Genomic DNA, 17,853 nt, shown 5'->3' on the forward strand with positions numbered 1-17,853 from the left:
GTGTTCCGCCGGACGGATGACTTCCGACGGCCTTGGGAAATCGGGCAGTTGATACGCCAGCGCCGTCACGCAGAGCGACCGGTCTGACACCTTGAGGCGTCCAGCGGAACGTATCTGCGCACGCGCGACCCCATACTCTTCGCACACTGCGACACATCAGTCACGCTACGCTCACAAGGATTCCGACGCGGACAGGCAACCAAACGGACTACCTCATTCACCCCACGCACACTCTTCACCGCTCCGGCGCGAGCGACACCGGCCTCCCCACCGGCTCGCGCGATCTCCCCGACCCCCGTGAACTCCCCGGTTCACGGGACGTCCCCAACCCACGCGACCTCACCAGTTCACGGCAGAACGGCTCAAGGCGACGAATGCCCCAGCACACCTCAGGGTCCGATCGGGCAGCGGTTCCCCCCGCGGCTCGTAGCGGCGAGCGGGAGCGGCCCCCCGCGCCCTCGTCGCTGGACGAGCTGTGGCGGTCGTACAAAGAGACGAGTGACGGGCGGCTGCGAGAGCAGCTGATCCTGCACTACTCGCCGCTGGTGAAGTACGTCGCGGGCCGCGTGAGCGTGGGTCTGCCGCCCAACGTCGAGCAGGCCGACTTCGTCTCCTCCGGCGTGTTCGGGCTGATCGACGCCATCGAGAAGTTCGACATCGAGCGGTCCATCAAGTTCGAGACCTACGCGATCACCCGTATCCGCGGGGCGATGATCGACGAACTGCGGGCGCTCGACTGGATTCCCCGGTCCGTGCGGCAGAAGGCACGCAACGTCGAGCGGGCCTACGCCACGTTGGAGGCACAGTTGCGGCGGACCCCCTCGGAGAGCGAGGTCGCCGCCGAGATGGGGGTCGCGCTGGAGGAACTGCACGCGGTTTTCAGCCAGTTGTCCCTGGCGAACGTCGTGGCGCTGGAGGAGCTCCTGCACGTCGGCGGAGACGGTGGCGACCGGCTCAGCCTGATGGACACGCTCGAGGACCACGCGGCCGACAACCCCGTGGAGGTCGCGGAGGACCGGGAGCTGCGCAGGCTGCTCGCGCGGGCGATCAACACGCTGCCGGAGCGTGAGAAGACCGTCGTGACGCTCTACTACTACGAAGGCCTCACACTCGCCGAGATCGGCAATGTACTCGGCGTCACCGAGAGCCGCGTCAGCCAGATCCACACGAAGTCCGTGCTCCAGCTGCGGGCGAAGCTGGCGAGTTTTGGCCGCTGAGAGCGCTGAATCGTCCCTGCCTCACGGCGTGAGCGCGGGAGCGGCTCCCGCGCTCGGCGTCCCGTCCGTAAAGTGGAGCTGTGCCAAGGATTCGAGCGGCCTCAGTGGCCGAGCACCGGTCGATGCAGCGCGGCGCCCTGCTGGACGCCGCGCGGTCCCTGCTGTCCGAAGGCGGTACGGAGGCGTTGACCTTCCCCGCCCTCGCCGAGCGCACCGGGCTCGCCCGGTCCTCCGTGTACGAGTACTTCCGGTCGCGGGCCGCCGTGGTGGAAGAGCTGTGCGAGGTCGACTTTCCCGTCTGGGCTGCGGAAGTGTCGGCGGCGATGGAAGGCATGGAATCAGCCGAGGACAAGGTTGAGGCCTACGTGCGCCAGCAGCTCGCTCTGGTGGGGGACCGGCGGCACCGGGCCGTGGTCGCCATCTCCGCGAGCGAGCTCGACGCCGGGGCGCGGGAGAAGATCCGCGCGGCGCACGGCGGACTCATCGCGATGATCGTCGAGGCGCTGCAGGTCCTTGGCCACGAGCAGCCCCGGATGGCGGCCATGCTGCTCCAGGGAATCGTGGACGCCGCGGTGCGCCGGATCGAGCTGGGTGCCGCCGAGGATCCCACCGCCATCACCGAGGCGGCTGTGGCCATGGCCCTGCGGGGCGTACGGGGCTGAGGTCCTGCCTGTCGGCCGTTCCAGTGTTGCCGAGTGCCTCCGTGGTGTCTGTGCCCGTGGTGCCGATGGCGTCGGTGATGCCTGTGGTGGCCGTGGTGTCAGCGGTATCCGTGGGCACGGTCGCGTCGGTGGTCATCGGTAGCAGGCGGGACGGGCCCGGGTGCAGGAGCCACGGGGGCAGCAGGGTGAGCGGATCCAGGTAGGTCTTGGCCCTGAGCAGGCCCCAGTGCAGGCAGCTCCGCGGGCAGTGGCCTGTCGGGAACTCCAGCGTGCCCACCGCGTCGCGCGCACCGACCTTGTCGCCCTTCTTCAGCGATGCCCGCACCGGCTCGTACGTCGTGCGCAGCGGGGGATCTCCCGTGCCGTCCAGCTCCACCACGACCACGCCCCGGCCCGCCACACGGCCCGCGAAGGCGACCCGGCCCGGAGCCATCGCCCGCACCACGCTGCCCGGTGGGGCCGAGAGGTCCACGCCCCGGTGGCCCGCGCCGTACGGGGTCGACGGCGGGAGCCAGGCGCGTACGACCTGAGGGCGGGTGCCCACCGGCCAGGCGGTGGCGGACGGAGTGGCCGACCGTGGGGCGGCAGTCGGCGACAGAGCTGTCGGGGGCTGGACTGTCGGAGGCTGGGCAGTCGGTGACAGGGCGGTCGCGAGCAGGGCTGCCAGCGTGGGCAGCAGCAGGTCCAGGCGCATGTGAGAACGGTCCCGCGCCGGGCCGATCCGCGGGGATCATGGACCGGATCTGTGGACGACCGGCCGACTGTGGACAACGGCGTCACCCGTTCGTGGCCGGGGTCATCCCTGAGGCGGGGCGCCGCATGCCCCGGACCCGGGCAGGGCCGCCACCTGGGTCAGCGATGGCGGCGTCACCCGCTGCCCCGCGGGTCCCGTACACTTCTTGTGGCGATCCGGGTCACCGGGTCGACTTCGCACGCCCCGGCACCAGGCCATGAAACAGCCGGTGTCGGCGCCACTCGGTCCCTCGTGGGCAAGGCGCACAGCGGGCGTCAGGCGCGAGTGCCGTCCGGCACACGCGGCACAACCGAGATTCTCAAGGAGAACGGCCATGGCCGTCGTCACGATGCGGGAGCTGCTGGAGAGCGGCGTCCACTTCGGTCACCAGACCCGTCGTTGGAACCCGAAGATGAAGCGCTTCATCTTCACGGAGCGCAACGGCATCTACATCATCGACCTGCTCCAGTCGCTGTCGTACATCGACCGCGCCTACGAGTTCGTCAAGGAGACCGTTGCCCACGGCGGCACGGTCATGTTCGTCGGCACGAAGAAGCAGGCGCAGGAGGCCATCGCGGAGCAGGCCACCCGCGTCGGCATGCCCTACGTGAACCAGCGCTGGCTGGGCGGCATGCTCACCAACTTCTCGACCGTCTACAAGCGTCTGCAGCGCCTCAAGGAGCTCGAGCAGATCGACTTCGAGGACGTCGCCGCGTCCGGTCTCACCAAGAAGGAGCTTCTCGTGCTCTCGCGCGAGAAGGCCAAGCTGGAGAAGACCCTCGGTGGTATCCGCGAGATGTCCAAGGTGCCCAGCGCCGTCTGGATCGTGGACACCAAGAAGGAGCACATCGCGGTCGGTGAGGCCCGGAAGCTCAACATCCCGGTCGTCGCCATCCTCGACACCAACTGCGACCCCGACGAGGTCGACTACAAGATCCCGGGCAACGACGACGCGATCCGCTCCGTCACCCTGCTCACCCGCGTGATCGCCGACGCCGTCGCCGAGGGCCTCATCGCCCGTTCCGGCGTGGCCACCGGCGACTCGAAGCCGGGCGAGAAGGCCCAGGGCGAGCCGCTGGCCGAGTGGGAGCGTGACCTGCTCGAGGGCGAGAAGAAGGCTGACGAGCCCAAGGCCGACGAGCCGAAGGCCGACGAGGCCGAGGTTCAGAAGTCCGCCGAGACGGAGAAGGCCGCCGACGCCGAGGAGGCCGAGGCTCCCGCCGCGGCCGCCGAGGTCGAGGCCCCGGCCGCGGACGCCGAGCAGGCCTGACCTTCACAGGTTCGGTAGTCGACGGCGGGGGCCTACAGGCCCCCGCCGTTCACCCGTAGATCTTTCAGACCTTCGAGAGAGAATTTCAGGATCATGGCGAACTACACCGCCGCTGACGTCAAGAAGCTCCGTGAGCTCACGGGCGCCGGCATGATGGACTGCAAGAAGGCGCTCGACGAGGCCGAGGGCAACGTCGACAAGGCCGTCGAGGCGCTCCGCATCAAGGGCCAGAAGGGCGTCGCCAAGCGCGAGGGCCGTTCCGCCGAGAACGGTGCCGTGGTCTCCCTCATCGCCGACGACAACACCTCCGGTGTCATCGTCGAGCTGAAGTGCGAGACGGACTTCGTCGCCAAGGGCGAGAAGTTCCAGGCCGTGGCGAACAACCTCGCCGCCCACGTCGCCAAGACCTCCCCGGCCGACCTCGACGCGCTGCTCGCGTCCGAGATCGAGGCCGGCAAGACGGTCCAGGCGTACGTCGACGAGGCCAACGCCAACCTGGGCGAGAAGATCGTCCTGGACCGCTTCGCGCAGTTCTCCGGCGCCTACGTCACCGCGTACATGCACCGCACGATGCCCGACCTGCCCCCGCAGATCGGTGTCCTCGTCGAGCTGGACAAGGCCGACGCCGACCTCGCCAAGGGTGTCGCGCAGCACATCGCCGCCTTCGCGCCGAAGTACCTCTCCAAGGAGGACGTGCCGGCCGAGGTCGTCGAGTCCGAGCGCCGCGTCGCCGAGGAGACCACCCGCGCCGAGGGCAAGCCCGAGGCCGCGCTGCCGAAGATCGTCGAGGGTCGTGTCAACGGCTTCTTCAAGGAGGCCACCCTCCTCGGTCAGCCGTACGCGCTGGACAACAAGAAGTCGGTCGAGAAGGTTCTCGCCGAGGCCGGTGTCACCCTGAAGCGCTTCGCGCGCATCAAGGTCGGCATCTGAGTCCGTACCGCGATCGACGGTAGACCCCGCTAGGGTCGACAGCGGTCGCCCGCGCACGGCCCTCGTGCGCGACGTACGACCGCAGGATCTGACGAGGAGGCCACTGCCGAGCATGGGATGCGAACGACACCCCACCGGCAGTGGCCTTCTTCGCATGTGTGCCAAGTAAGAGAAGCGAGAACCACATGACCACCCAGGCCGACTCGAAGAGTGACGACGACAAAGTTGCCGGACGCTTCTTGCTGAAGCTCTCCGGCGAAGCGTTCGCCGGTGGGGGCGGCCTCGGTGTCGACCCCGACGTGGTGCACGCCATCGCCCGTGAGATCGCGGCCGTCGTCCGTGACGGCGCCCAGATCGCCATCGTCATCGGCGGCGGGAACTTCTTCCGCGGCGCCGAGCTCCAGCAGCGCGGCATGGACCGGGCCCGCTCCGACTACATGGGCATGCTCGGCACGGTCATGAACTGCCTCGCCCTCCAGGACTTCCTGGAGAAGGAGGGCATCGACTGCCGCGTCCAGACCGCCATCACCATGGGCCAGGTCGCGGAGCCGTACATCCCGCTGCGCGCCGTGCGCCACCTGGAGAAGGGCCGTGTGGTCATCTTCGGCGCCGGCATGGGCATGCCGTACTTCTCCACCGACACCACCGCCGCGCAGCGCGCCCTGGAGATCGACGCCGAGGCCCTGCTGATGGGCAAGAACGGCGTGGACGGCGTCTACGACTCCGACCCCAGGACCAACCCCGACGCGGTGAAGTACGACGCCCTCGGCTACGGCGAGGTCATCACCCAGGACCTGAAGGTCGCGGACATGACCGCGATCACGCTGTGCCGGGACAACAAGCTGCCCATCCTCGTCTTCGAGCTGCTCTCCGCCGGCAATATCGCCCGGGCCGTCAAGGGTGAGAAGATCGGCACACTCGTCGGCGACCAGGGAAGCCGGACCTGATCCCAGCTACCTGGTCCGGACCCGTCAGGGACCCGGACCAGACTCAAGGGACGGACGCGAGACGTCACTTGAGAGGGATGGACAAAGCCCTGCCGGTCGGACACCGTGCAGGAAAGAGACGCGACGCAGCCGGCCGCCCCCGTGCCATGCCGGGCCCACTCAAGACACGCAGGAGCAAGTGGTGATCGAAGAGACCCTCCTCGAGGCCGAGGAGAAGATGGAGAAGGCCGTCGTGGTCGCCAAGGAGGACTTCGCCGCGATCCGCACCGGCCGTGCGCACCCGGCGATGTTCAACAAGATCGTGGCCGACTACTACGGCGCGCTGACGCCGATCAACCAGTTGGCCTCGTTCTCGGTGCCCGAGCCCCGGATGGCCGTGGTGACCCCGTTCGACAAGAGCGCGCTGCGCAACATCGAACAGGCGATCCGCGACTCCGACCTCGGCGTCAACCCGAGCAACGACGGCAACATCATCCGGGTGACCTTCCCCGAGCTGACGCAGGACCGCCGCAAGGAGTACATCAAGGTCGCCAAGACCAAGGCCGAGGACTCCAAGATCTCGATCCGTTCGATCCGCCGCAAGGCCAAGGAGGCCCTCGACAAGGCGATCAAGGACGGCGACATCGGTGAGGACGAGGGCCGTCGCGGCGAGAAGGAGCTCGACGACACCACCGCGAAGTACGTCGCCCAGGTGGACGAGCTGCTCAAGCACAAGGAAGCCGAGCTGCTCGAAGTCTGAGTCTCGAGTCCGAGGAATCAGGGAACCGATCCGTGAACGACTCTTCCTGGGGGGCGCCGCCCAGAGCCGGGTATTGGGGGCCGCCCGACCAGGGACCTGGTCAGGGGGCGCCCCCGGCAGGTCCCGCGTACGATGCGCAGGACGCGCTGTTTCCGTCTGAGACGCAGCCCATGCCCATCGTGCCCGACGTACCCGTGAACGGCGGAGACCAGGACGGCGACCGGGGGGGCACTCGGACGGGCGGCCCCCTGTTCCGTGACGAGCCTCCGCAGGAGCCCATGCCCAGCGCACCACAGCCGCAGCCCGCCCCGGCAGCACCGCAGAAGAAGAGCGCGGGCCGCGATCTCGGGGCGGCCATAGGAGTCGGGGTGGGACTCGGCGCGGTGATCATCGCGTCGCTGTTCATCGTGAAGGCCGTCTTCATCGGCGTCATAGCGGTCGCCGTCGTGGTCGGCCTCTGGGAGCTCACCTCGCGGCTCGAGGAGCGCAAGGGCATCAAGGCGCCGCTCGTACCGCTCGCGGTGGGCGGCGCGGCGATGGTCGTCGCCGGATACGTCCGAGGGGCCGAGGGGGCGTGGGTCGCGATGGCCCTCACCGCGCTCGCGGTCCTCGTCTGGCGCATGACCGAGCCGCCGGAGGGCTATCTGAAGGACGTCACGGCGGGGGTCTTCGCCGCCTTCTACGTTCCTTTCCTCGCGACGTTCGTCGCGCTGATGCTCACTGCGGACGACGGTCCGCAGCGGGTGCTCACGTTCCTCCTCCTGACCGTGGTCAGCGACACGGGCGCGTACGCGATCGGCTGGCGCTTCGGCAAGCACAAGCTGGCGCCGCGCATCAGCCCCGGCAAGACCCGCGAGGGCCTGGTCGGCGCGGTCACCTTCGCGATGGCGGCGGGCGCGCTGTGCATGGAGTTCCTGATCGACGACGGGACGTGGTGGCAGGGGCTGCTGATCGGCCTCGCGGTCGCCGCGAGCGCCACGCTGGGCGACCTCGGCGAGTCGATGATCAAGCGGGACCTCGGCATCAAGGACATGGGCACGCTGCTGCCGGGCCACGGCGGCATCATGGACCGCCTGGACTCCCTGCTGCCGACGGCGCCGGTGGTCTGGCTCCTGCTCGTCGTGTTCGTGGGGTCCGGCTGATTGCCTCGGCAAGCCGCTGACCTGCGTAGATGTGCGTGAGGGGTTCGTTGTCCACAGGGCGGCGAGCCCCTTGTCGTATGTCTGCGACACTGGAAGGACCATGCCTGTACCCGGAGAACTCACTTTCGTCGCGCCCCGTGGTGTCAAGAAGCCGCCGCGGCATCTCGCCGACCTCACGCCCGCCGAGCGCAAGGAAGCCGTCGCCGCCATCGGCGAGAAGCCGTTCCGCGCCAAGCAGCTTTCACAGCACTACTTCGCGCGGTACGCGCACGACCCGGCCGAGTGGACCGACATCCCCGCCGGCGCGCGCGACAAGCTCCGTGAGGCGCTGCTGCCCGATCTGATGTCCGTGGTGCGGCACATCAGCTGTGACGACGACACGACCCGCAAGACGCTCTGGCGCCTCTTCGACGGGACGCTCGTGGAGTCCGTGCTGATGCGGTATCCGGACCGGGTCACCATGTGCATCAGCTCCCAGGCGGGCTGCGGCATGAACTGCCCGTTCTGTGCCACGGGCCAGGCGGGCCTGGACCGGAACCTGTCGACCGGCGAGATCGTGCACCAGATCGTCGACGGCATGCGGGCGCTCCGCGACGGCGAGATTCCGGGCGGCCCGGCGCGACTGTCCAACATCGTCTTCATGGGCATGGGCGAGCCGCTGGCCAATTACAAGCGGGTGACCGGTGCGATCCGCCGGCTCACCGACCCGGAGCCGGACGGCCTCGGGCTCTCGCAGCGCGGGATCACGGTGTCGACGGTGGGGCTCGTGCCCGCCATCCACCGCTTCTCGGACGAGGGCTTCAAATGTCGTCTCGCCATCTCGCTGCACGCGCCGGACGACGAGCTGCGCGACACGCTCGTCCCGGTGAACACGCGCTGGAAGGTGCGTGAGGTGCTCGACGCCGGGTGGGAGTACGCGGCCAAGTCGGGGCGCCGGCTCTCCATCGAGTACGCGCTGATCCGCGACATCAATGACCAGGCGTGGCGTGGTGACCGTCTCGGCCGGCTGCTCAAGGGCAAGCCGGTGCACGTGAACCTGATTCCGCTGAACCCGACGCCGGGCTCGAAGTGGACGGCCTCGCGGCCCGAGGACGAGAAGGCGTTCGTGGAGGCCATCGCCGCCCACGGTGTGCCGGTGACGATCCGGGACACCCGGGGCCAGGAGATCGACGGAGCGTGCGGCCAGCTCGCCGCGGCCGAGCGGTAGTCTGGCGGGCGTAAGCCTCGTACACACATCTGCATATTCCGACAGGGGAGCGCCACAGCGCTGAGAGTGCGGCACCTTGGACAGGTGGGCCGCAGACCCTCTGAACCTTGCCCAGGTCATTCTGGGTAGGAAGTTCGGTCATTACTCAAGCTGTTGCGCCCTGCCCGCCGGCCCTTCGGCCGGCGGGCAGGGCCGCGTCTCTTCCTGGTGACCCAGGAGGAAAACCAGTGAGCACCACGAAGAAGGCCTCGTTCACCGCCCTGGCGGTGGGGATCGGGCTCGTCGCCGTCTCCGCGTGCGGCGGCTCCGACGGCGGTTCCGGCGGGTCGGACTCCAAGAGCGTGACGCTCGTCAGCCACGACTCCTTCAACGTCTCCAAGGACGTGCTGAAGGACTTCGAGAAGCGCTCCGGCTACCGGGTCAAGGTCCTCAAGGACGGGGACGCGGGCGCCGCCGTGAACAAGGCCATCCTGTCCAAGGACAACCCGCAGGGCGACGTCTTCTTCGGCGTCGACAACACCCTCCTCTCGCGCGCGCTCGACAACGGGCTCTTCCAGCCGTACGAGGCCAAGGGCGCGGAGAAGATCAAGCCGGAGTTCCGGGCCGACGGGGACAAGCACCGGGTCACCCCCGTCGACAGCGGTGACATCTGCGTCAACTACGACAAGAAGTACTTCGCCGACAAGAAGCTCGCGCCGCCGAAGTCCTTCGACGACCTGGCCAAGCCCGCGTACAAGAACCTGCTGGTCACGGAGAACGCCTCGACCTCCTCGCCCGGTCTCGGCTTCCTGCTCGGCACCGCCGCGCGGTACGGCGACGGGGGCTGGCAGGGCTACTGGAAGAAGCTCAAGGCCAACGGCGTGAAGGTCGTCGACGGCTGGGAGCAGGCCTACAACGAGGAGTTCTCCGGGTCGTCCGGCGGCAAGAAGGCCAAGGGCGATCGGCCCCTCGTCGTCTCGTACGCCTCCTCGCCGCCCGTCGAGGTCCTCTACGCCAAGCCACAGCCCAAGCAGGCGCCGACCGGCGTCGCCACCGGCACCTGCTTCCGCCAGGTCGAGTACGCGGGCCTGCTCGGCAACGCCCGGAACACCAAGGGCGGCAAGGCGCTCCTGGACTTCCTCGCGGGCAAGCAGTTCCAGGAGGACATGCCGCTCAACATGTTCGTGAACCCGGTGCGGGACGGCGCGAAGCTGCCCGAGCTCTTCACCGAGCACGGCGTGACGGTCGACAAGCCCGAGACGATGGACCCGAAGAAGATCGCCGACAACCGCGAGCCGTGGATCAAGTCGTGGACCTCGCTCGTACTGAAGTAGGGGCCACCCCTCGCAAGGGGTTCAGCCGGGGGAGCGCGGCGCGGCTCGGTCTGATGGCCGTGCCCGTCGCGTTCTTCGCGCTCTTCTTCGCCTACCCGGTGGCGTCCATCGTCGCGCGCGGGCTGCGCGTCGACGGCGTCTGGCAGTTCGGGCGGATCACGGACGTGCTCGGGCAGTCCGACATCCGGCACGTGCTGTGGTTCACCACCTGGCAGGCGCTCGCGTCGACCGCGCTCACCCTGGCGGTCGCGCTCCCCGGCGCGTACGTCTTCGCGCGCTTCGAATTCCCGGGCAAGCGGGTGCTGCGGGCCGTCGTCACCGTGCCGTTCGTGCTGCCGACGGTCGTCGTCGGAACGGCCTTCCTCGCGCTGATCGGGCGGGGCGGGCTCTTCGACGAGCTGTGGGGTGTGCGCCTGGACACCACGGTGTGGGCCATCCTGCTCGCGCACGTCTTCTTCAACTACGCGGTCGTCGTCCGCACGGTCGGCGGGCTCTGGTCACAGCTCGACCCGCGCCAGGAGGAGGCGGCGCGGATGCTCGGCGCCTCGCGCTGGACGGCCTGGCGCACGATCACGCTGCCCGCGCTCGGGCCCGCCGTCGCCGCCGCCGCGCTGATGGTTTTCCTCTTCACCTTCACCTCCTTCGGCGTCGTGCAGATCCTCGGCGGACCGGCGTACTCGACCCTCGAAGTGGAGATCTACCGGCAGACCGCACAACTGCTCGACCTGCCGACGGCGGCGGTCCTGACGATCGTGCAGTTCGTGGCGGTGGGGCTGATCCTCGCCGTCCACGCGTGGACGGCGAGGCGCCGGGAGAGCGCGTTGAAGCTCGTCGACGCCGCGGCCGTGGCGCGCCGCCCGCGGGGCGCGGGGCAGTGGACGCTCCTCGGCCTCGTCCTGGCGACGATCGCCCTGCTGATCCTGCTGCCGCTCGGCGTGCTCGTCCAGCGGTCCTTCGACGGGCCCGACGGCTTCGGGCTGCTCTACTACAAGGAGCTGACCTCGGCGGACGGCGGCGCGTTCCTCGTACCGCCGATCGAGGCCGTCTGGAACTCCCTGCGGTACGCGGTCGTGGCCACCGCCATCGCGGTCGTCATCGGCGGGCTCGCCGCGGCCGCCCTCACCCGGCGCGCGGGCCGGCTCGTGCGCGGCTTCGACGCGCTGCTCATGCTGCCGCTCGGAGTCTCCGCGGTGACCGTGGGCTTCGGTTTCCTGATCACGTTGGACAAGCCGCCGCTGGACCTGCGGGCCACCTGGCTCCTGGTGCCGCTCGCGCAGGCCCTGGTCGGAGTCCCCTTCGTCGTACGCACCATGCTGCCCGTCCTGCGCGCGGTGGACGGACGGCTGCGCGAGGCGGCGGCGGTGCTCGGGGCGTCACCGCTGCGGGCGTGGCGGGAGGTCGACCTGCCGATGGTGCGGCGGGCGCTGCTGATCGCCGCCGGGTTCGCCTTCGCCGTCTCGCTCGGCGAGTTCGGGGCGACCGTCTTCATCGCGCGGCCCGACAACCCGACGCTGCCGGTCGCCGTGGCACGGCTGCTCGGCCGCGCCGGTGACCTCAACTACGGCCAGGCGATGGCCCTTTCGACGATCCTCATGGTGGTGTGCGCGGTGTCCCTGCTGCTCCTGGAACGCATTCGGACCGAGCGCACCACGGGAGAGTTCTGATGGCGGCCGCCTTGCTCGCCCTGCGGGAGGCGACGGTACGTTTCGGGGCGCGGGCCGTGCTCGACGCCGTCGCCCTCGATGTCGCCGAGCACGAGATCGTCTGCGTGCTCGGGCCGAGCGGCAGCGGGAAGTCGACGCTGCTGCGTGCGGTGGCCGGACTGCAGGCGCTCGACGAGGGACAGGTCCTGCTGGACGGGCGCGACCAGCGCGGGGTGCCCGCGCACAAGCGGGGCGTCGGCCTGATGTTCCAGGACCACCAGCTCTTCCCGCAGCGCGACGTGGCGGGCAACGTCGCCTTCGGGCTGCGCATGCACGGCGCCTCGCGGGGCGAACAGGCCGACCGCGTCGCGGAGTTGCTTGATCTCGTCGGTCTGCCGAAGGCGCAGCGGCGCGCGGTGGCCGCGCTGTCCGGCGGCGAGCAGCAGCGGGTGGCGCTGGCGCGGGCGCTCGCGCCGCGCCCCCGGCTCCTGATGCTCGACGAGCCGCTGGGCCAGCTCGACCGCTCGCTCCGGGAGCGCCTGGTCGTCGAACTGCGCGAGCTCTTCGACGAGTTGGGCACGACGGTGCTCGCCGTCACGCACGACCAGGGCGAGGCGTTCGCGCTCGCCGACCGGGTCGTCGTCATGCGCGACGGGCGGATCGCGCAGTCCGGCACGCCTCTTGAGGTGTGGCAGCACCCGGTGGACGAGTTCGTGGCGCGCTTCCTCGGCTTCGACAACGTCGTCGAGGCGAGCGTCGTGGGCGAGGCCGCCGACACGGTGTGGGGCAAGATCCCCGTCCCCGAGGGCGCCCCGGCCGGGCGGCGGAAGATCCTGGTGCGGCCGGCGGGCGTGCGGCTGGTGCCGGTCGACGAGGGGCTCGCGTGCGAGGTGACCGCGCGCACCTTCCGCGGTACCCACGTCGCCGTACGTCTGCAGCCGAAGGAAGGGCCGCGTCTGGAGGCGGCGTGCGCGCTGCGGGCGGCGCCGGAGGTCGGGGAGACGGTGGGCGTCGCGTTCGACGCGGGGGACGTCGTGGTCCTCGGACGGGGCGGCTGACCGGCGCGGGGACCGTCGGCGGAAACCCGGGTGCCGTCCTCCTGGGGTCGACCTACTATTCGATCATGACGAGACTCGGCCACGAACGGTACTGCGGCGAAGTCGCCCGGCAGATCGACCTCTTGAGGGCCACGCTGACCGGGGCGGACCTCTCGGCCACCGTGCCGACCTGCCCCGACTGGACGCTCGCCGAGCTGGTACGGCACACGGGCGGCGCCGTGCGCTGGAGCGAACGCCTCGTCGCGACCCGTGCCGAGAAGGACATTCCGGAGGAGGACGTCCCGGAGTGTGAGGGGCCCGATGGCGACGACCCGGCCGCCCTCGACGCGTGGCTGGCGCGGACCGCCGAGCTCGGCGCGCGGACGTTCCGCGCCGCCGGCGCCGACGCCCCCGTCTGGTCGTGGACCGACGACCACCGCGCCGGGTTCTGGGCGCGCCGCATGACGCACGAGCTGGCGATCCACCGTGCGGACGCGGCCATCGCGGCCGGTGTCGCCTACGAGGTGGAGCCGGACGTCGCCGCCGACGCGATCGACGAATGGCTGGACCTCGTCTCGCTCGCCCAGCGCACGTCACCGCAGGACAGCGCCTCGGAGCTCAAGGGCGCCGGGCGCAGCATCCACCTGCACGCGACCGACGCGCCGGACGGCCTCGACGCCGAGTGGCTCATCGAGTTCGGCGACGACGGCTTCACCTGGCGGCGCGGCCACGCGAAGGCGACAGTGGCGCTGCGCGGCCCCCTCACGGAGGTGCTGCTGGCCTTCTACCGGCGCCGGTCGCCGGACGGCGGCGCGGTGGAGGTCCTGGGGGAGCGGGAGCTGCTGGACTTCTGGCTGGAGCGGGCTTCCTTCGGGTGAGGCGGATGGCCTGAAGGGCCGGACAGAGCCTGACCGCGGCCCGACGGCTCGCACCGGCCGCGGCCCGACGGCTCGCACCCCACCGGCTCTGGGCCCTCAGCTCTCGCGCGCCCCCGTGCCCATCCTCCGCAGGGCCTCCGGCGCCTCCTCCACCCGGTCCACCAGCGCGATCCGCGACTCCATCGACCTGCCGCGGGCCAGTGACCGGAGCAGCGGCCACACCGGCAGGTGCTCCGTCCAGTGGGCGCGGTCGACCAGGACCATCGGGGTGGGCTCCCCGCGGGACTCGTAGTAGTTGGGGGTGGCGTTGTCGAAGACCTCCTGGACCGTGCCGGCCGCGCCGGGCAGGAAGACGACCCCCGCGTTCGAGCGGGCGAGCAGGCCGTCCTCGCGAGTGGCGTTGGCGAAGTACTTGGCCAGGTCGGAGGCGAAGGCGTTCGGCGGCTCGTGTCCGTAGAACCAGGTGGGGATGCCCACCGACGCGCCGCCCCCGGGCCAGCGCTCGCGGACCGCGAAGGCCGCCCGTGCCCACTCCGAGACGGACGGCGTGAACGAGGGGGACTTGGCGAGGAGTTCGAGGGCCTCCTCCAGCATCGCGTCGCCGAAGGGGGTGGCGTAGGCGCCGAGGTTCGCCGCCTCCATCGCGCCGGGACCGCCGCCCGTCGCGACCGTGAAGCCCTCCCGTGCCAGCGAGCGGCCGAGCCGGGCCGCCCCCGCGTAGGCATCCGTGCCGCGGGCCATCGCGTGGCCGCCCATCACGCCCACCACCCGCGCCCCGACCAGGCGTTCGTCGAGGGCGTCGGAGATGGAGTCGTCGTGGATGGCGCGCACCATCGAGGAGAAGACGTCGCCGTCGGACTTGGTCCGCTGGAACCAGGCGTACGCGTGGGCGTCCGGCGTCGCCTCGTACCCGCCGTCGGTGAGGCCGGCGAACAGGTCGTCGGGGGAGTACAGCAGACCGCGGTACGGATTGAACGGGAGGCCGGGGACCGGCGGGAACACCAGCGCGCCGCCGGCGCGCACCTTCGCCGCCGCCTCCTCCCGCATCGGGCAGCCGAGGAAGACGGCGCCCGCGACGTCGGCCGCGAGGAGCGCGGCGGAGCGCTCCGTCAGGTCGACGGCCTGGACGCGGAAGCCGGCGAGGCCGTCGCGTCCGCAGACTTCGTCGAACTCGGCGAGGGTCTCGATCTCTCGGTCCTCGCCGGGGAGTTGCCGGGCGGACGCGCTTTCGGGGGTCGGCTGCATCCGCCCATGCTAAGCAGGGGCACTCACCGGGACCCGCTCGGCCCTGGACCGCACTCGGCCCTGGACCTCGCTCAGCCCTGGACCTCCGAGGGGTCCATCCACATGATCTCCCAGGTGTGGCCGTCCAGGTCGTCGAAGGCGCGGCCGTACATCGTGCCGTAGTCCTGGACCTCGCCTGCGGTGCCGCCCGCGGCCACCGCCGCGTCGACGAGCTCGTCGACCTTCTCGCGGCTCTCGGCGCTCAGACAGACCAGGGTCTCGCTGACCTTGGTCGCGTCGGCGATCTCCTTCTGCGTGAAGTTCGCGTAGTGCTCCTTGCTCAGCATCATGGCGATGATGGTGTCGCTGATGACGACGCACGCGCATTCGTCGGTGGAGAACTGCGGGTTGATCGAGTAGCCGAGTTCGGTGAAGAACTTTCTGGACGCGGCGACGTCGGACACGGCCAGGTTCACGAAGATCATCTGCTGGTACATGAGCGTCTCTCCCAGTGGGTGCGGGTGCCTTTCGCAGGGGTAGACACCCGTTCGACTCGGAACTCATCGTCTGCCGTGAACTTTTCTTCCGCGAGTTTCCCGACGCGACGCCGCGGGCTTCACTGCCCCAGGGGAAGCGCCGCCAGCTCGGCCACGACCCAGGTCAGCGGCCCGAACACGGCGGCGAGCGCGCCCGCGCGGAGCGCCGCCGAGCCGCGCAGCATCGTCACCGGTGCCCCGAGGCGCAGCAGCGCGTCCGTCGTGTGCGCGCGGGACTGCCTGGCCTCGACGGCCGACGTGGCCAGGGTCAGCACGGCGCACCCCGCGACCAGCAGCGCGCCCAGCGCGGTGAGCGGGCCGACCTCGGGGCGCGGCCCCGCGTACACCACGACCGAGGCGAACGCCCCCGACGCCACCGCGCACAGCACGCCGAGCGGCCGTCCGATGCGCCGCGCCTCCTCCTGCAGGACGCGCCCGGCGAGCAGGCGCAGCGCGCCGGGCCGTACCGCCTGCAGGATCCGCCCGCAGAGGTAGGTGAGGCCGGGGCCCGCGAGGACCAGGCCGAGCGCGGTCAGCGCCCATCCCGCGAGGACGCCGGCCGGGCTGCCGTCTGCACTGCCCGGCATCGGGAGGCCGCCGCGCGCGCCGCCCGGCGAGCGGCTCGCGTACATCTCGACGGCGAGCCCCGCCGCGAGCAGCGCGACCCCCCAGGGCAGACCGCTCGGCGGCGAGGCCGGGGCGTCCGGGTCCCCGGCGGACTCGGCGCCGGTGCCTGTTCCGGTGCCCTTGGCGGGCCGGGGCCGCAGCACGACGGCGCTCGCGGCCGACGCGGCGATCGGCACCAGGGCGAGCAGGGTGAGCGCGGCCGCGAGCGGCAACGGCCGGTCGGCGGCCAGCAGGTCCGCCGCGGCCCCGTCGAACGGCAGCCCCGAGAGGTCGCCGCGCAGGTGCAGGAAGAAGAGCAGCGCGACCATCGAGCCGAGCGTGCAGGACACGGCCGTGGAGATCGCGGCGAGCAGCATCAGACGGCCGGGGCCGAGGCCCACGGCGGAGAGCCCGCCGCGTGCCCGGGTGCCCGGGTCGGTGCGGGCCACGGCGACGGAGAAGTACACGGTGGCGGTGATGGGCGCGAGGCACCAGGCGAGGCGCAGCACGGATCCCGCGCCCGGGTGCTCCATCGCGTGGGCCAGGGTGCACAGCAGCAGGAAGCCGGTGCCGGCGGACGCGGCGGCGACGAGGAGGCGCCGGAGCTGGACGAGCGGGTGGGCGCCGCGGGCTAGACGGAGAGCGAGCACGCGGCCCGGCCTTCCGTGGTGGCGGACCGTCCGGACCCGGCGGACCCGGCGGACCGGGTGGCCCCGGCGGACCCGACGGCCCCTGGTGCGCCGACGGTGCCGACCGCGCCTGCCGCACCTGCCGTGCCGACCGCGCCTGCCGCCCCGGTCCCGCCGCTCCCGGCAGCACCCGCCGTCTCCGCGAATCCTTCCGCCCCCGGCAGATGCACCGTGTTCACGCGGCGGCCGTCCAGCAGCGTGAACGTGCGGTCGGCGAGGGTGGCGACCTCGGGGTCGTGGGTGGCGATGACCACCGTGATGCCGTGCGAGCGGGCCGCCGTCGTCAGCGTGCGCAGCGCGTGCGCGCGGTCGGCGCGGTGCAGGGGAGCGGTGGGCTCGTCGGCGAAGAGCACCGAAGGCGTGGTGACCAGGGCGCGGGCGATGGCGACGCGCTGGCGTTCGGCCTGGAGCAGGGCGTGCGGGCGCTTGCGGGCGCACATGCCGATGTCGAGGCGCTCCAGCCACTCCTGGGCGGCGGGCTTGGAGACCCGGTGGGAGGCGCCGCGCAGCATCAGCGGCAGGGCGACGTTCTCCCAGGCGGTGAGTTCGGGGACGAGCTGGGGCTCGGGGTCGATCCAGCCGAAGCGGTCGCGGCGCAGCCGTTCCCGTACGAGCGGGCCCATCGTGTGGACCGGGGTGCTGTTGAACCACACCTCGCCCTGCTGGGGGAGCAATTGGCCCGACAGGCACTGCAGGAGTGTGGTCTTCCCGCTGCCGCGGGGGCCGTTGACGGCGAGGATCTCGCCCTCGCGGACACCGAGCGAGACGCCGGTGAGGGCGGGGGAGCCGTTGTGCGTGACGTGCAGTGCGCGTGCCCACAGCACGTCGTTGTCCGGCGGGGCCACCATGGCGTACACCTCGGTTCAGATCAGCTCGACTCCCCCGTACGGGGGAACGAAGGCGGGGCCGATCGGTCACTGGGCACGCTAAGGATTCGGGCGGACCTGCCCGGAAACGACGCGGCCCGGGGGGGGGGGGGGGGGGGTGGGTGGGGGGGGGGGGGGGGGGGGGGGGGGGGGGGGGGGGGGGGGGGTGGGGGGGGAGGAGGGGGGGGAGGGGGGGGGGAGGGGGGGGGGAGGG

The 17,853-nt window shown here is 71.1% G+C and carries 17 protein-coding genes; 12 read left to right on the forward strand and 5 right to left on the reverse strand.

The annotated features are described in order from the left end of the window. Nucleotides 1–374: 374 nt before the first annotated feature. Both whiG and ACZ592_RS32835 read left to right on the forward strand, forming a co-directional pair. The gene (gene whiG, locus ACZ592_RS32830) at nt 375–1,217 is read left to right on the forward strand and encodes an RNA polymerase sigma factor WhiG (protein WP_471585316.1); all 843 of its coding nucleotides are present in this window, start codon (nt 375–377) and stop codon (nt 1,215–1,217) included. A gap of 104 nt (nt 1,218–1,321) precedes the next feature. Then, the gene (locus ACZ592_RS32835) at nt 1,322–1,879 is read left to right on the forward strand and encodes a TetR/AcrR family transcriptional regulator (protein ID WP_471585317.1); all 558 of its coding nucleotides are present in this window, start codon (nt 1,322–1,324) and stop codon (nt 1,877–1,879) included. Here the strand turns inward: ACZ592_RS32835 and ACZ592_RS32840 are convergent. Then, nucleotides 1,833–2,573 carry a M23 family metallopeptidase gene (locus tag ACZ592_RS32840; protein WP_471585318.1) on the reverse strand — a complete coding sequence of 247 codons (741 nt, stop codon included), beginning with the start codon at nt 2,571–2,573 and terminating at the stop codon, nt 1,833–1,835. The genes ACZ592_RS32835 and ACZ592_RS32840 overlap by 47 nt on opposite strands. 373 nt (nt 2,574–2,946) lie before the next feature. Here ACZ592_RS32840 and rpsB point away from each other — a divergent pair, with 373 nt between their 5' ends. From rpsB to ACZ592_RS32890, 10 genes are all read left to right on the forward strand, one after another. Beyond that, nucleotides 2,947–3,882: a 30S ribosomal protein S2 gene (gene rpsB, locus ACZ592_RS32845; RefSeq protein ID WP_471585319.1), complete on the forward strand. Its 936-nt coding sequence runs from the start codon at nt 2,947–2,949 to the stop codon at nt 3,880–3,882. 93 nt (nt 3,883–3,975) lie between these two features. Beyond that, nucleotides 3,976–4,812 (forward strand): translation elongation factor Ts, encoded by an 837-nt coding sequence (tsf, locus tag ACZ592_RS32850; protein ID WP_471585320.1) that lies wholly within the window; start codon nt 3,976–3,978, stop codon nt 4,810–4,812. Between the two features lie 185 nt (nt 4,813–4,997). Further along, nucleotides 4,998–5,759, forward strand: a complete 762-nt coding sequence (gene pyrH, locus ACZ592_RS32855) for a UMP kinase (protein WP_471585321.1) — start codon at nt 4,998–5,000, stop codon at nt 5,757–5,759. 181 nt (nt 5,760–5,940) lie between these two features. Beyond that, nucleotides 5,941–6,498, forward strand: coding sequence for a ribosome recycling factor (gene frr, locus ACZ592_RS32860; RefSeq protein WP_361720724.1), 558 nt, complete (start codon nt 5,941–5,943; stop codon nt 6,496–6,498). Between the two features lie 32 nt (nt 6,499–6,530). Beyond that, on the forward strand, nt 6,531–7,640 hold the full coding sequence (locus tag ACZ592_RS32865; protein ID WP_471585322.1) for a phosphatidate cytidylyltransferase: 1,110 nt from the start codon (nt 6,531–6,533) through the stop codon (nt 7,638–7,640). A 100-nt stretch (nt 7,641–7,740) separates the two neighbouring features. Beyond that, a complete protein-coding gene (gene rlmN / locus ACZ592_RS32870) occupies nt 7,741–8,847 on the forward strand; it encodes a dual-specificity RNA methyltransferase RlmN (RefSeq protein WP_471585323.1) in 1,107 nt (368 codons plus the stop codon). Between the two features lie 227 nt (nt 8,848–9,074). Continuing rightward, on the forward strand, nt 9,075–10,160 hold the full coding sequence (locus ACZ592_RS32875) for a thiamine ABC transporter substrate-binding protein (protein WP_471585324.1): 1,086 nt from the start codon (nt 9,075–9,077) through the stop codon (nt 10,158–10,160). After that, nucleotides 10,136–11,824 carry an ABC transporter permease gene (locus ACZ592_RS32880; protein WP_471585325.1) on the forward strand — a complete coding sequence of 563 codons (1,689 nt, stop codon included), beginning with the start codon at nt 10,136–10,138 and terminating at the stop codon, nt 11,822–11,824. The genes ACZ592_RS32875 and ACZ592_RS32880 overlap by 25 nt, the downstream gene beginning before the upstream one ends. Next, nucleotides 11,824–12,861, forward strand: a complete 1,038-nt coding sequence (locus tag ACZ592_RS32885) for an ABC transporter ATP-binding protein (protein WP_471585326.1) — start codon at nt 11,824–11,826, stop codon at nt 12,859–12,861. The genes ACZ592_RS32880 and ACZ592_RS32885 overlap by 1 nt, the downstream gene beginning before the upstream one ends. Nucleotides 12,862–12,926: 65 nt before the next feature. Further along, nucleotides 12,927–13,718: a maleylpyruvate isomerase family mycothiol-dependent enzyme gene (locus tag ACZ592_RS32890; protein ID WP_471585327.1), complete on the forward strand. Its 792-nt coding sequence runs from the start codon at nt 12,927–12,929 to the stop codon at nt 13,716–13,718. Between the two features lie 96 nt (nt 13,719–13,814). On the opposite strand, the gene ACZ592_RS32895 is transcribed toward ACZ592_RS32890, so the two are convergent. The 4 genes from ACZ592_RS32895 to ACZ592_RS32910 all read right to left on the reverse strand — a co-directional run bounded on the left by ACZ592_RS32895 (nt 13,815) and on the right by ACZ592_RS32910 (nt 17,621). Further along, entirely contained in the window at nt 13,815–14,963 is a 1,149-nt protein-coding gene (locus ACZ592_RS32895) for an LOG family protein (protein WP_471585328.1), read from the reverse strand. A gap of 71 nt (nt 14,964–15,034) precedes the next feature. Next, nucleotides 15,035–15,439 carry a VOC family protein gene (locus ACZ592_RS32900; RefSeq protein ID WP_471585329.1) on the reverse strand — a complete coding sequence of 135 codons (405 nt, stop codon included), beginning with the start codon at nt 15,437–15,439 and terminating at the stop codon, nt 15,035–15,037. 119 nt (nt 15,440–15,558) lie between these two features. Then, nucleotides 15,559–16,734, reverse strand: coding sequence for a hypothetical protein (locus ACZ592_RS32905; protein ID WP_471585330.1), 1,176 nt, complete (start codon nt 16,732–16,734; stop codon nt 15,559–15,561). Next, nucleotides 16,716–17,621, reverse strand: coding sequence for an ABC transporter ATP-binding protein (locus tag ACZ592_RS32910; protein ID WP_471585331.1), 906 nt, complete (start codon nt 17,619–17,621; stop codon nt 16,716–16,718). Before ACZ592_RS32910 ends, ACZ592_RS32905 begins: the two co-directional genes overlap by 19 nt. Nucleotides 17,622–17,853 lie beyond the last annotated feature (232 nt).

The organism is Streptomyces sp. NPDC040622 (genome assembly GCF_055593965.1).

Excerpts from the sequence above, each read along its gene's own strand:
- whiG (WP_471585316.1), top strand. The coding sequence starts at position 375 with ATGCCCCAGCACACCTCAGGGTCCGATCGGGCAGCGGTTCCCCCCGCG.
- ACZ592_RS32840 (WP_471585318.1), bottom strand. The coding sequence starts at position 2,573 with ATGCGCCTGGACCTGCTGCTGCCCACGCTGGCAGCCCTGCTCGCGACC.
- rpsB (WP_471585319.1), top strand. The coding sequence starts at position 2,947 with ATGGCCGTCGTCACGATGCGGGAGCTGCTGGAGAGCGGCGTCCACTTC.
- tsf (WP_471585320.1), top strand. The coding sequence starts at position 3,976 with ATGGCGAACTACACCGCCGCTGACGTCAAGAAGCTCCGTGAGCTCACG.
- pyrH (WP_471585321.1), top strand. The coding sequence starts at position 4,998 with ATGACCACCCAGGCCGACTCGAAGAGTGACGACGACAAAGTTGCCGGA.
- rlmN (WP_471585323.1), top strand. The coding sequence starts at position 7,741 with ATGCCTGTACCCGGAGAACTCACTTTCGTCGCGCCCCGTGGTGTCAAG.
- ACZ592_RS32885 (WP_471585326.1), top strand. The coding sequence starts at position 11,824 with ATGGCGGCCGCCTTGCTCGCCCTGCGGGAGGCGACGGTACGTTTCGGG.
- ACZ592_RS32890 (WP_471585327.1), top strand. The coding sequence starts at position 12,927 with ATGACGAGACTCGGCCACGAACGGTACTGCGGCGAAGTCGCCCGGCAG.
- ACZ592_RS32895 (WP_471585328.1), bottom strand. The coding sequence starts at position 14,963 with ATGCAGCCGACCCCCGAAAGCGCGTCCGCCCGGCAACTCCCCGGCGAG.
- ACZ592_RS32900 (WP_471585329.1), bottom strand. The coding sequence starts at position 15,439 with ATGTACCAGCAGATGATCTTCGTGAACCTGGCCGTGTCCGACGTCGCC.
- ACZ592_RS32910 (WP_471585331.1), bottom strand. The coding sequence starts at position 17,621 with ATGGTGGCCCCGCCGGACAACGACGTGCTGTGGGCACGCGCACTGCAC.